The sequence below is a fragment of the Clostridium sp. YIM B02506 genome (genome assembly GCF_022324845.1).
GTDB classification, from domain to species: domain Bacteria; phylum Bacillota; class Clostridia; order Clostridiales; family Clostridiaceae; genus Clostridium_T; species Clostridium_T intestinale.
Map to the genome: position 1 here is coordinate 1 of NZ_JAKGTG010000036.1, position 13,784 is coordinate 13,784.

Sequence of the window (13,784 nt, forward strand, 5' to 3'; positions counted from 1 at the left end):
CAGGGATCGAACCTGTGACCCCCTGCTTGTAAGGCAGGTGCTCTCCCAGCTGAGCTATGCGCCCAAATAAAAATGGTGACCCCTAGGGGAATCGAACCCCTGTTACCACCGTGAAAGGGTGGTGTCTTGACCGCTTGACCAAGGGGCCATAATTATTTAATCTATTGTCGCCTTATCTTGCGACCCGACAATGAATATGATACCTAAAATTGATAATAGTGTCAACACTTTTTTTATTTTTTTTTAAATACTGCCTTAAATATTGATTTTATCTTAATTATAAACATAATTCTAATAAAACTTTTAAAAAAGCTATCATTTTTTGATAGCCTTTTTATATTATTTACTATGATCTTTAGAATTCGCGTAATGACCTATCTTTTCTCCATCTATTACTCCAATCTCAGCACCATTTTTAGGATTCATTTTTCTTAATTCTGCATTAGACTTTTCTCTATCTTTTTTTCTGTTTTTATTATTATCCATTAGACTTTCTCCTTTTCTTAGCCAAGAGCTACTAATGCACAGCCTTCAATAGCTATAATATCATTATCTTTGCAGTAGCTTAAGATTTCTCTACTTTCTGCTCCTGGTTGTATTAGTATATATTTTATACCTAAAGCTTTTGCTTCTTCTATAAATTTTATTCCACTTAGAGGGTTTATACATAAGTCTATAACATCAATTTTATATGGTACTTCTCCCAATGTTTTATAAATATTTTCTCCACCTTTAGGATGGACACCTTCAGTATTATACCCTCTTGAAATTAACTTGCTCAGTATTTTACTAGCATACTTATCTTTATTTAATGTGTCACCTATTACAACCCAATTTTTATATTTTAATAATTCTGTAGCTTTCATAAAAAAATCTCCTTTTTTCTAATTCTATAATTTTATTATAATAAATTTCGTTATTTATTAATATATACTACCATTAATTTTATTTATATAAAATTTATTATAAATATAAACTCTAGTTATATTATTTCAATAATGATACAATTTATTTATTCCAATATAGTGAAGGAGGTTTCCTAATGATTCATCATAATATACTCGTAGTTGGTGGTGGTGCATCAGGATTAATGAGTGCAATACTTTTAAAAGATTTTGGGTTAGATGTAGCAATTGTTGAAGGTACAGACAGAGTCGGAAAAAAGATTTTAACTACTGGTAATGGTAGGTGTAATATATCAAATAATAATATAGATTACCCCTTTTCAGGTTATTACAGTGATACTGAGAATTTTTTTATTGAAGCTTTAAATAAATTTTCTGTAGAAGATACCTTAAACTTTTTTTCATTTTTAGGATTACCTATTGTTGAATTAGAAAAAGGTAAACTTTATCCTCAGTCTCTTCAGGCTTCTTCCGTTGTGGATATTTTTCGTTTAGCTTTAGAGGATAGAAAAATCCCTGTGTATAACTCCTGTAAAATTAAATCTATCCACAAACGCAAAAAATTTATTTTATCCACAGATAATGCTGATTTGAGTGAGTTTTCTTGTGATAAACTTATTTTATCTTGCGGAGGAAAATCTGCTGAAAAAACAGGCTCAGATGGTTCTGGTTATAAACTTGCTAAAGAATTAGGCCATAGCATAATAAAACCGCTTCCTGCTATAGTACAATTAAAGCTTAACTATCCTAGCTTAAAAGCTTTGTCTGGCATTAAGTTTGATGCTCTTGCTTCAATTTTAGTTGATGATATTGTCATAAGAAGTGATTTTGGAGAGGTACTTTTTACTGATTACGGCATCTCTGGTCCACCGATCCTTCAGCTTTCTCATATTGCATCTAAATCCTTAGAGAATGATAAGAAAGTTAGCGTAGTTGTAGATTTATTTCCTAATAAATCTAAAGAAGATATTGAAAATTTTATATATGGTCATTTTAGTATGTTTTCTCATAGGAAAGTTATAGATTCTCTCATAGGCGTTCTGAATAAAAAATTAATTCCTATATTCCTAAAAGAAGCTAAAATAAATGATTTACATAAACCAGTCTATGATTTAACTTGGTCAGAAAAATCAAATATTATTTCTCTAATGAAAAAGTGGCAATTTTCTTGCGTTGGGACAAATGGATTTAACAATGCTCAAGTTACGTCAGGTGGAATAAATACTTCTGAAGTTAATAGTTCAACTTTAGAGTCTAAAATTATTGATAATTTATATTTTACTGGAGAAATTTTAGATGTTCATGGAGATTGCGGCGGATTTAATTTACAATGGGCTTGGAGCTCAGCCTATACAGTTGCAACTGCATTAAAAAACTAGCAAAAGATTAAATTCTTTTGCTAGTTTTTTCTCCAAAAAGTATTTATAAGAGTAATATCTCTTCCCTCATCATCTTGAATTAAATGACGAATTTTTATTACTCCATTTTCTTCATTATGAACTGAACATTTAGTTTTTACCATATGTCCATAAGTGATTTCTTTAGAATATATAATACTAATATTATCTAATTCATATTCATCAACTATCTCATCTGGAATAACCTCTAGAGCCCATTCAACATACTTAGTGTTATTTACATGTTTGTTAGAATCTATATCACTACGTCTTACATAAAACTCTCTAAAATATTGATCTTCTTCCAGTTTTTCTGGATCTACTATTGTTGGATTATCCTTTATTTCATCCGCACATCCATAAGCTTCATACAAGTCCCTTGGTATTCTAGCAGGTCTTCTTTTAGCTAAATCTATTAGAAAGAAAAGGCTCTTTCCTTCACCTATAATCTTATCGGCTTCATCTAATATTGTATAATCTCTAAAGGCATAAAACTTTTTAAAGCCTATTGGATCTGTTATTATTTTTATTTTTTCCCCATATCTAGGGTATCTTTTCATATTTATATTGTATTTATAAAATACCCATGTTAAGTTTCTTCCAGTTAAGGAATCCACCCCTACACCAAGCTCTTCTGATTGCTGCATACCTATATCACAGAAAAAATCTAATATAGAAGTTATTTTACATTTTAAACTATTATCTAAATTATAATAATTTATTTCATATTGTTTTTCAAAAACTCTCCCCATAACGATCTCCCTTAAACCTATTTCAATAAACAAAAAGGCTTAACAAGTTTAACTTGTTAGCCTTTAATTATGTCTATTTATTTAATGCTTCTAATAAATTTTCAACATTTAATCCATGTACCATAGCCGCTTCTTCTAAAGTTTCTGCTTGAGCTGATGGGCATCCTACACAACCCATTCCAAAACTCATAAGTACATCTACTTTATCTGGATTTTCCCTTACTACTTGACCTATTGTCATGTCTTTAGTTACCATAATATACCACCCTCACTTTTATCATTTTATTTAACATAAAGAAATTATATATCTTTGTTAAAAGAAAGTCAAGTAAAATGGTCGGATTTAACTTGTAACAAACATATTTGCCTAAACTATTGTAAATACTAACTAAAGACAACATTAAAAGGAGCAATACTATGAATAAAAAAAACATACTAATTAATTTATTAATCTATAACTTAGTACTTTTATTAATAATATTATTCTCTAAAACTCCCTTATTAATTATTTTAATAAAGAAACTCTTAATAGCTATATTTCTACCTATAGTCATAGGCGCTTTTTTATATTATTTAATAAGACCACTAAGAAATATATTTTTGAAAAAAGGTTTTAAAATAAGGTTTTCAATTTTTCTATCACTACTTATATCATGTTTAGTATTTGCATTATTAGTATCATCAATATCAAGAAGCCTTGTAAATCAAGTTTATTTACTTATAGATAGAGTAAGTTACTCCATTAAAAACTTTGATTTAACTAAATTTAATGATATTAATGCTTGGTTGGAGAACTACATAGATATTGATAATATAAAATCCTCTTTACTTCAGCAAAGCCAAAATTATATATATAAGATAGGAAGTATATTCAAGATTGTACTTGACTTTGGTTGGAATCTATTTGCTAATGTAATCTTATTTTTATTAATAACCTATCATCTTTTAAAAGATGATAAAAAACTCAAAAAATCTTTAAGTAATCTTCCATTTATAAAAAATCATTCAAGAGCTGAAACAATTATAAATAAAGCTGATGATGCTTTATTTAATTACATAACAGGTCAGGCATCTGTTGCATTTTGCCTTGCAGTATTAGTTTTTATAGGTTACTGGATTTTAAATTTTCCTGGGAAATTAATATTTGCTATATCAACATTTATTTTAGCTTTTATACCATTTTTGGGATTCTTTATTTCCATGATAATTCCCTATATAATTGCTCTTACTCTAGGCATTCCAATGATTATTAAATTAACTATTGTTTTTATGATAGCTCAAACTATAAAGGGCAGATTCGTAGTTCCATTAATTATGTCTAGAGCTATGAAGATTCACCCACTTACAGACATATTTCTAGTTATAGGCGCTGCTACTCTCTTTGGCATACCTGGAGCATTTTTAGTGGTTCCTATTTATGCTATATTAAAAATTATATGGGAAAATAGAGAAATTGATTTAGATAAATCATAAAATAAAATTAGCTGTATAAAGCAATTTTCCTTTGCTTTATACAGCTAATTAATTAGATTTCGCCTACTCTTATAGTTTGATCTCTCTTTGGACCTACTCCAACTATAGAAACCTTAGTTCCTGTAGCTTCTTCTATTCTTTTTAAATATACCTTTGCATTTTCTGGTAATTCTTCATAACTTCTTGCATCAGCTACAGAATCACCCCATCCATCAAATTCTTCGTATATAGGTTCACACTTAGCTAAATCTTCTAAAGATGCTGGGAAATAATCTATTACTTTATCTTCAAATTTATATCCTACACACATTTTTATTTTTTCAAGTCCTGCTAAAGTGTCTATCTTTGTTATACAAAGAGAAGTTAATCCAGATACCCTTACAGTTGTTTTTAATATTACAAGATCTAACCATCCGCATCTTCTTGATCTTCCAGTATTAACTCCATACTCATGGCCTTTTTCTCTTATCCATTCTCCTATTTCATTATCTAATTCTGTTGGGAATGGTCCTTTACCAACTCTTGTTGTATATGCTTTTGCAATCCCTACTGCATTAGTTACCATATTAGGTCCAATACCAACACCACTAGCAACTCCACAAGCTGTAGTATTTGATGATGTAACATATGGATATGTACCATAATCTATATCAAGTAACATTCCTTGAGCACCTTCAAATAAAACATTTTTGTCAGCCTTTATCTCATTATAAACTCTAACTGATGTATCTTGTACGTATGGTCTTAGTCTTTCTGCAACACTTAAATATTCTGAAGCTATTTCTTCAAAACTTAATTCTTCTCCACCTAAAACCTTAGTTATATAAGGATTCTTAGCTTCTATATTTTGTTGTAATTTATCTTTAAATAAGGTTTCGCTCATAAGATCGCATATTCTTATTCCGCATCTTTCAAACTTATCTGTATAACATGGTCCTATACCTCTACCAGTTGTACCTATGTCATTTTTTCCTCTTGATTTTTCTTTTAATTTATCTAAAACTTTATGATATGGCATTATAACATGAGCTCTATCACTTATTATAAGTTTCTTTGGAGTAACCTTAACTCCTTCTCTCTCAAGATAATCTATCTCTTCAAATAGAGCTATAGGATCTACAACAACACCATTACCTATTACATTCAACTTATCATCGTGTAATATACCTGATGGAATCAAACGAAGTTTATATTGTCTATCCTCAACTTCTACTGTATGTCCTGCGTTGTTTCCTCCTTGGAATCTAACTACTACATCTGCTTCTTCTGCTAGGTAATCTGTCATTTTACCTTTTCCTTCGTCTCCCCATTGAGCACCTAATACAACAAATGCTGACATATAAATTTCCTCCTTAAATGTACTAATATATAATATTAGCTTTATTTCATCTATTTAAAATATGTCTTTAATCATAAAACTCCTAAGTAAAGTAGAGAGTTTTATCTTAGTATTCACTATTGGGAAAAATTTATAAGTATTAAACTTGTCCCCTATACAATACTATCAAAGTAAATTCTTAAGGTCAATAAATTAGCGAATATTTATATTCATATGTTTATAAAAATTCGTGAAACTATAGGCTTTTGCTATATAAATAATAAAGTATATATAGCTTCAACCACTATTTATTATAATTATCTTTTGAAATAACGATAATTTTGTTTATAATATACTTAAATAATAAATATGTCGAAGAGGTGTTTTATGAACATATATGAAGAGTCTTTAAAATTTCATAAAGAAAAAAAAGGTAAACTTGAAATAATCTCAAGAGTAAAAATAGAAAACTCTAAGGACTTAAGTTTAGCTTATACTCCTGGTGTCGCTGAACCATGTAAAGAGATACATAAAGATCCATCTACTGCTTATGAATATACTAGAAAGTGGAACACTATTGCTGTAATCTCAGACGGCACTGCAGTTTTAGGATTAGGTGATATAGGACCTTTAGCTTCCTTACCTGTTATGGAAGGTAAAAGTATCCTATTCAAAGAATTTGGAAATGTAGATGCTTTTCCATTAGTTTTAGATACAAAAAATGTTGATGAAATAGTAGATACAATTGTACGAATATCCCCTTCATTAGGAGGAATAAATTTAGAAGATATTTCTGCTCCAAGATGTTTTGAAATTGAAAAGAGATTAAAAGAAAAGTTAGATATTCCAGTATTTCATGACGACCAACATGGAACTGCTATAGTTACCTTAGCTGGTTTATTAAATGCTTTAAAAATAGTAAAAAAAGATCTTAAGGATTTAAAAATAGTAATGAATGGCGCTGGTGCAGCTGGAACTGCTATATGTAAATTATTACTTTCTTCTGGTGTTAAAAACATTATTGTTTGTAATAGAGATGGGGCTATACATAGAAATATGACTTTCAAAAACTCATCTGTAGAAGAATTAGCTCAAATAACAAATCCTAATAATGAGTCAGGATCTTTGGAGGATGTTATTAAAAACTCTGATGTATTTATAGGTGTTTCTGCTCCAAATTCAGTTTCTAAAGATATGGTTAAATCTATGGCAAAAGATTCTATCATTTTTGCTATGGCAAACCCTATACCAGAAATTTTCCCAGAAGACGCTAAAGAAGCTGGCGCAAGAGTAATAGGTACTGGTCGTTCTGACTTCCCTAATCAAGTAAATAACGTATTAGCTTTTCCAGGGATATTTAGAGGCGCTCTTGATGTTAGAGCAAAAGATATAAATGAAGAAATGAAAGTTGCCGCTGCTTATGCTATAGCTAATGCTATTTCAGAAGATGAACTGAATGAGGATTATATTATCCCAAAATCTTTCGATAAAACAGTTCAAAATAAAGTTGCAGAAGCCGTAAAAAAAGCTGCTATAGAAAGTGGTATATCACGTATATAACCTTCAAAAGGATATCTTAACTTTAAGATATCCTTTTATAAACTCTATTTTTTCCCTTTAGTATTTATTCTTCCTGCTTGTTTTCCTGCATTTCCATTATTATTAAACCCATTAATGGCATTAGCTGATTGTTCACTTTTATCTTTTAACGATTGATTTTCTGGATTAACACTTCTATTCTTAGCCAAACATATCACTCCTTTAATTTAATTCTCTAATAGTTTTTCCTAAACATATTTGTATATGCAAAAAAATCTAGGTATGCCCAGTACCTAGATTCTTCTAACAAAAGTAATATTAAGAGGAGTTTTACTTTATTACTAATATGTGTGCTTGTCAGTTCTAAATTCAGTGATAATCACTCCTTGCCCTGATAATGATTATCACTTGCTATAAATATAGTATATCTTATGATTATATTCTTGTCAATCACTTCTTTTATATTATTTTTAAACTTTTATTATAAATTTTATTGAACTTACTTTTTAAACTTTTATAAAACAAAAAACCTAGGTATGCCCAGTACCTAGGTTTTTCCTAACAAAAGTAATATTAAGAGGAGTTTTACTTTGTTACTAATATGTGTGTTTGCCAGTTCTAAATTCAAGAATAATTATTTACTTGATAATGATTATCACTATCTTTAAATATAGTATATTTTATATTTCTATATCTGTCAATAGATTTATTAAAAACTTTTATTACTAATATTATGCTCTTGTTTTAAGTTTTATATACTACTCCAATAACATTACAGTATCATGATTTAATTACATCCATAAAATAAAGTTGTAATAGGAAAGGAGGCTTCATTTATGAGAGATCTACTTTCTACAAAGTCTACTTATTCAATGACATCTAGAGAGTTTTTTGATGTATTATGGGAAAAAGTTTACCTTAATGAAGATTTTAAAATCTTAGAAAATGAAAAAAACTTTAAGACTCATGTTTTAGAAACCTCTAAAGAATTTATTGTTTATGCTGATATTCCTGGTGTGGATAAGCAAGATTTAACTATTACTTACGAAAATAACTTTTTAGTTATCGCTATAAAGAGAGCGGAAGCTGATACAACATCAACCGATACTCTTTTTAATGAGAGATATTATGGTGAAACCAGAAGAATGTTCTATGTGCCTGATATAAAAATTGAAACTATTCGTTATACTTTAGAAAAAGGTGAATTAGCTTTAAGTTTACAAAAGAACCTAAAAAAGAGTGATTAAATTTTTTAGTCACTCTTTTTTAAGTATTCCCTTGGAATATAGCCTGTATACTTTTTAAAATTTAAAGAAAAGTTTCTATAATCAGTATATCCTACTTCACTTGCTATTTCATTGATGCTCTTTCCTGTCTTCATCAATTCAATTGCCTTTTTCATTCTTAGTTTTGTTATATATTCTGTAAAACTCATCCCTTTATACTTTTTAAAACTTCTACTTAAATAACTTTCATTTAAATACACCTCTTTTGCAACAATTCCTAAAGATATATTTTTATTATAATTTTTTTGTATATATATAAGTGCTTTCTCCATAGATGTATCCTCAAGCTTAGAACTTTTTTCTCTTAACTTCTCTATAACCTCTAGTAAATAACTTTTTAAAAACTTTATTATATCCTCTAGGTATTTACTGTTATAAATATCCGATTTTTCTTCTATATTTATATCTATCTTATAATTTTCCATTTCTTCTTTAAACGAAATAATTATTTGCATAACCATATTTATTACAGTGGCTTTATTTAAGTTTATATCTTTGAAATATGCTGAGAGTTTATCAACATATAATATTACTTTATCTTTCTTTTTGGCATTAACTGATAGAACTATGTCCTCTATTATTTGTGAAGCTATTTTTCTATCAAAGCTCTTATTTGCCTGTAGCTTATTTTTAATTATCAATCTTTTATTGAGATTAAATCTATTATCAAGCAGTTCTTTACTTTTATCATATAAGCCTTTTATATTTTCCACCTTATCATATTGAGTTAGAGCTACAGAAATAACAGTTTTATATTTATTTTCTGTTTCATATTTTAAACTTAATATACTATTTTCTAAATCAATGTCTGTCTTTTTAAATATAACTACAATCCTATGTTGATGTGCCTCTATTACATAGCCTTTTTCTTTAAATATATCTTTTAATCTATTTTTTAAATGATCTATAATACTGTAATTAACATTACTCTGCAAACTCTTAGCATAATAATCATAATAGTCATTTTCTATCAATGAAATTTTCACTTCATCTTGATTATCCCAAAAATTATAGATCTCATTAATTTTTCTTTGTCCTCTTATTATCTCAAGCAGCATCTTTTCTCTAGATATTATACTATTACTTTTTTCTTCCTTAATTACTTCTACTGCGTTTTTTATTGCATTTATAAGTTCTTCATAATCTATAGGTTTTAAAATAAAATCTAATGCATTCATTTTAATAGCTCTTCTAGCATATTGAAAATCATCATACCCAGTAATTATAATAAATTTACTACTTGGTAAATATTTTTTTATTTCCTGGGACATAGAGATTCCATCTATCCCAGGCATGTTTATATCCGTTATAATTAACTCTGGCTTATATACTTTTGCTACCTCAATGGCTTTTAAGGCATTATCTGCTTCCCCACACATTTCACATTCCAGGTTATTCCAAGGTATTGTTCTTTTCATCCCTTCTCTTGCATAATACTCATCATCAACTATTAGGGTTTTTATCATTATTAACACCACCGTCTTTAGGAATTATTATTAATGCCTCTGTTAATCCATTTATATTACTATAGGTTACTCCATAATCCTTGCCATAATAAATTTTTATTCTCTTGTTTACATTACTTATCCCAATTCCTTCTCCATTATGTTTACTTTGTCCAAAGCCTATTCCGTCATCAATTATTTTAAATATTAATAGGTTATCTTTAATAAAACCTTTTATTATTAATTTACCTGAATCTATCTTAGGTTCAAGCCCATGTATTATTGCATTCTCTACTAGAGGCTGCAGTATTAATTTTAACATTTTTAGATTTAAGATTTCCTCACTTACTTCTATTGATATGCTAAGTTTATCTCTGTATCTATTTTTTTGTATCTTTAAATAATTGTTTATCTGCTCTATCTCTTGCTTAACGTCAACTATTTCCCCAGTATTGCTTATACTATATCTAAAAAACTTACTAAGTGCATTAGTCATATCTTCTACTTCATTGTTTAATCCTAATCTAGCCATCCAACTTATAGAATTTAGTGCATTATAGAGGAAATGAGGGTTTATTTGAGCCTTTAAAGCTTTAAACTCTGTTTGCTGAATTAATATTTGTTTTTTATAATCCTCTTCTATTAATCTATTTATCTCTTTTATCATATTATTAAATCTTTTTACTAATAGGCCTGTTTCGTCATTACTATTAAAATCTACATAAACATCTCTATTTCCTAATTCAACTTCCTTCATCTGTAATGATATCTCATGAATTGGTTTAGATATCTTATTAGAAAGTATTCTTGATAAAACATAACCAATTATTGCAACGAATAAAATTATAATCATAAATATTTCAATATTCTTAAAGGCTTCTGTAAAGAAATAATTAGATGGTATAGTTTGAATAACTTTTACATTATTGCTTTTAGAAGTAGTATAGTATGCCTTATATTTTTCATTATTTATATTAATACTTAGATCCCCATTTTCTTTATTCATTTTTTTTAAATACTCTTCATTAAATCTAAATCCTGTTTGATTTTTAAGTAATTTATCAGTTACTATATAACCCTTTTCATCTAATAAATAAATATTACTATTCTCTACAAAATATATATTATTTAATATATTATCGTAATAACTATCATAGATATCTGCTACAACATACCCTATTATTTCTCCACTATCCTTATTTTTTATAGCCTCTCCTATTACCATTACTATATCCTGAGCATTTTCACCATCTACTCTTCTATGTATCTGTTTGACTACCTTCCCTTCATTTTTAGCTAATGTATCAAAAAAGTTTCCTCTTTCATCACTATATATAGGTTTATAATAATTAGTTGTAGAAAATCTACTCATACCATTTTTATTAACTATATGTATGGGTATTTTCAAAGCTTGTGCAGCTGTTATACCATTTATTATAGTATACATTTTTTGTGTATCTTCAAACCTTTCATTCCTGTCAACGTATTCATCGTTTTTATTTGCTATTTTTCTTACTTCTTCATTTTGTGCTATAAAATTTACTATATTAAAGAAATTATTCATATTATCATCTAATAAATTTGCTGTTAACTTTATATTACTTTCAGTATACTTTTCTATACTTTTAGTTGAATATCTTACTTCAAATATAAAATTATATATAGCAAGTATCAATAATGGAATTACCCCAACAATTAAAAAAGTAGTCTGTAGTTTTTTTCTAAAAGTTTGATTTTTCACAGCGTATACTCTCCCTGCATATATATTATTTCAATACCAATAAACGACAGACTCTTGTCCGTCGTTTATCTTATTCCTCTATTTCACTAGCTTTTATTATATTATCATTTAAAATTATTTCATTTAGAATTCTAGTACCATCCATATATTTAGGCAATTTAATCGTATATAAGCATGTATGGAGCTTTTCATTTTGAAAGTAAGTATCCTCTTCTTCATTTATAGAAAACTCTATATTTTTTATAAGAATATTTTTGTAATTGAAGTATTCCTCCAGAAATTGTAGGAGCTTTTTTTTATCAAGAAAATGTATCTCTATCTTGGTAACTCCTGCTTGAGATATAAATTTATTTTGAAATCTCTTAAGAATTACGAGTATTAAAACTATAGCTACCCCTGAAAATATACTTATTTCATAATACCCCATTCCTATAGCTAAACCTACACACGCAACAACCCAAAGAGTAGCCGCCGTAGTTAACCCTTTTATAGAACCTTTTGTATGGAGTATTGTACCTGCACCTAAAAATCCTACCCCACTTATCACTTGAGCTCCTAATCTACCGTAATCTACTTTTATTACCTGAGCTAGCTCAGGTCTATCAGAAATCATTTTAATAGCCTCATTTGCCATATTAATCTGAATTAATGATATTATAGCCGCACCTACGCACACAAGAATATGTGTCCTAAATCCCGCAGGGCTATTTCTAAAAGCTCTCTCATATCCTATAGCTCCTCCTATTAATATGGCTAAGCTTAATCTTAAAATGATCTCAATAGTTGACATTATCACCTCAACCCCTCTTGATTATTGTCTTTTATTATATTTAATATTTCTAAAGAATATGAACGTTGTCAGATATAAAGTCTAACATTATATCTTGTCCTACCTCAAATACATCCTTACCTTGAGGATTATTATCTTCTACCATTACTACTTTTTCTCCAACTTTAACTCTATAATCTTGGAATGCTCCCATAAATGTAGAATCTACTATATTCCCAGATATTTTACCCTTATGACCAATTTTTATAGCTTCAGGTCTTAAAATAATTTTACATATATCCCCGACTTCTTTGCTACCATTATATTTTAATTCTAATATATTTCCCTCTATATCAAGCTTAATTTTTTCGTCTTTTTTCTCTAATATTTTTCCATTTAAAAAATTAGCCGCACCTATAAAGTCTGCAACAAACTCTGATGCTGGTTTATAATATATCTCCTTAGGTGTTCCTACTTGTTCAATAACACCCTTATTCATTATTATTATTCTATCTGATAAACTCATAGCTTCTGATTGATCATGAGTTACATATATAGCTGTAATTTTAACTTTTTTCTGTATCTTTCTTATCTCTGTTCTCATATATACCCTTAATTTAGCATCAAGGTTTGATAAAGGTTCATCAAATAGTAGTACTCCTGGCTCCATAACTAAAGCTCTAGCTAAAGCTACCCTTTGCTGTTGTCCACCTGACAGTTGGTTTGGATATCTTAGTTCCATCCCTTCAAGCCCTACTAAATTTATTATATCATTTACTCTGTTTTTTATTTCCTCTTTTGATATCTTTTTTAATTTTAATCCATATGCTACATTATCATATATATTTAAATGAGGAAATAAAGCATAGCTTTGGAATACCATGGCTGTGTCCCTTTTATCTGGAGTTAAATCATTTATAACATCACCACCTAGATATATTTCTCCATCTGTTGGCACTTCAAACCCAGCTATCATTCTAAGTATAGTGGTTTTTCCACATCCAGAAGGACCTAAAAGAGTAACAAACTCTCCTGCATTTATATCTACAGAGACATTATCTACGGCCTTAAATTCTGATTTTCTTTCATGAGTTATATATATCTTAGTTATATCTTTTATATTTACACCTTTACTTCTTTGCATATCTCTCACCCCTAT

14 protein-coding genes and 1 tRNA gene are annotated in these 13,784 nt (G+C 28.5%); 4 read left to right on the forward strand and 11 right to left on the reverse strand.

The annotated features are described in order from the left end of the window. Positions 1-73 precede the first annotated feature (73 nt). The 3 genes from L1S49_RS19820 to L1S49_RS19830 form a co-directional block, all read right to left on the reverse strand. Positions 74-148, reverse strand: a tRNA-Glu gene (locus L1S49_RS19820). Between the two features lie 191 nt (positions 149-339). Then, entirely contained in the window at positions 340-486 is a 147-nt protein-coding gene (locus L1S49_RS19825) for a hypothetical protein (protein ID WP_238907095.1), read from the reverse strand. Positions 487-503: 17 nt separating this feature from the next. After that, positions 504-866: a CoA-binding protein gene (locus tag L1S49_RS19830; protein ID WP_238907096.1), complete on the reverse strand. Its 363-nt coding sequence runs from the start codon at positions 864-866 to the stop codon at positions 504-506. Positions 867-1,042: 176 nt separating this feature from the next. Between L1S49_RS19830 and L1S49_RS19835 the strand changes: the two genes are divergently transcribed. Next, positions 1,043-2,284, forward strand: a complete 1,242-nt coding sequence (locus L1S49_RS19835; protein WP_238907097.1) for an NAD(P)/FAD-dependent oxidoreductase — start codon at positions 1,043-1,045, stop codon at positions 2,282-2,284. Positions 2,285-2,304: 20 nt separating this feature from the next. Here the strand turns inward: L1S49_RS19835 and L1S49_RS19840 are convergent, their stop codons facing one another. Further along, positions 2,305-3,054 carry an acyl-ACP thioesterase domain-containing protein gene (locus L1S49_RS19840; RefSeq protein ID WP_073021231.1) on the reverse strand — a complete coding sequence of 250 codons (750 nt, stop codon included), beginning with the start codon at positions 3,052-3,054 and terminating at the stop codon, positions 2,305-2,307. A 73-nt stretch (positions 3,055-3,127) separates the two neighbouring features. Then, complete coding sequence (locus L1S49_RS19845; RefSeq protein ID WP_021804033.1) at positions 3,128-3,310, reverse strand: DUF1858 domain-containing protein; 183 nt, start codon at positions 3,308-3,310, stop codon at positions 3,128-3,130. 161 nt (positions 3,311-3,471) lie between these two features. Here L1S49_RS19845 and L1S49_RS19850 point away from each other — a divergent pair, with 161 nt between their 5' ends. After that, positions 3,472-4,527 (forward strand): AI-2E family transporter, encoded by a 1,056-nt coding sequence (locus L1S49_RS19850; RefSeq protein WP_238907098.1) that lies wholly within the window; start codon positions 3,472-3,474, stop codon positions 4,525-4,527. 52 nt (positions 4,528-4,579) lie between these two features. Here the strand turns inward: L1S49_RS19850 and L1S49_RS19855 are convergent, their stop codons facing one another. Continuing rightward, positions 4,580-5,866, reverse strand: coding sequence for an adenylosuccinate synthase (locus L1S49_RS19855; protein WP_238907099.1), 1,287 nt, complete (start codon positions 5,864-5,866; stop codon positions 4,580-4,582). 366 nt (positions 5,867-6,232) lie between these two features. Here L1S49_RS19855 and L1S49_RS19860 point away from each other — a divergent pair, with 366 nt between their 5' ends. Continuing rightward, positions 6,233-7,405, forward strand: coding sequence for a malic enzyme-like NAD(P)-binding protein (locus L1S49_RS19860; RefSeq protein WP_238907100.1), 1,173 nt, complete (start codon positions 6,233-6,235; stop codon positions 7,403-7,405). A 44-nt stretch (positions 7,406-7,449) separates the two neighbouring features. Here L1S49_RS19860 and L1S49_RS19865 read toward each other — a convergent pair whose 3' ends face one another. After that, positions 7,450-7,593 (reverse strand): hypothetical protein, encoded by a 144-nt coding sequence (locus L1S49_RS19865; RefSeq protein WP_238907101.1) that lies wholly within the window; start codon positions 7,591-7,593, stop codon positions 7,450-7,452. A gap of 627 nt (positions 7,594-8,220) precedes the next feature. On the opposite strand from L1S49_RS19865, the gene L1S49_RS19870 reads away from it, so the two are divergent. Then, positions 8,221-8,631 carry an Hsp20 family protein gene (locus tag L1S49_RS19870; protein WP_238907102.1) on the forward strand — a complete coding sequence of 137 codons (411 nt, stop codon included), beginning with the start codon at positions 8,221-8,223 and terminating at the stop codon, positions 8,629-8,631. Positions 8,632-8,636: 5 nt separating this feature from the next. Here L1S49_RS19870 and L1S49_RS19875 read toward each other — a convergent pair whose 3' ends face one another. The 4 genes from L1S49_RS19875 to L1S49_RS19890 form a co-directional block, all read right to left on the reverse strand. Then, positions 8,637-10,136, reverse strand: coding sequence for a response regulator (locus tag L1S49_RS19875; RefSeq protein ID WP_238907103.1), 1,500 nt, complete (start codon positions 10,134-10,136; stop codon positions 8,637-8,639). Beyond that, complete coding sequence (locus tag L1S49_RS23440; RefSeq protein WP_238907104.1) at positions 10,114-11,856, reverse strand: sensor histidine kinase; 1,743 nt, start codon at positions 11,854-11,856, stop codon at positions 10,114-10,116. The genes L1S49_RS19875 and L1S49_RS23440 overlap by 23 nt, the downstream gene beginning before the upstream one ends. Positions 11,857-11,926: 70 nt before the next feature. Continuing rightward, positions 11,927-12,646: an MgtC/SapB family protein gene (locus L1S49_RS19885; RefSeq protein ID WP_073021245.1), complete on the reverse strand. Its 720-nt coding sequence runs from the start codon at positions 12,644-12,646 to the stop codon at positions 11,927-11,929. A gap of 49 nt (positions 12,647-12,695) precedes the next feature. Continuing rightward, complete coding sequence (locus L1S49_RS19890; RefSeq protein WP_238907105.1) at positions 12,696-13,769, reverse strand: ABC transporter ATP-binding protein; 1,074 nt, start codon at positions 13,767-13,769, stop codon at positions 12,696-12,698. Positions 13,770-13,784 lie beyond the last annotated feature (15 nt).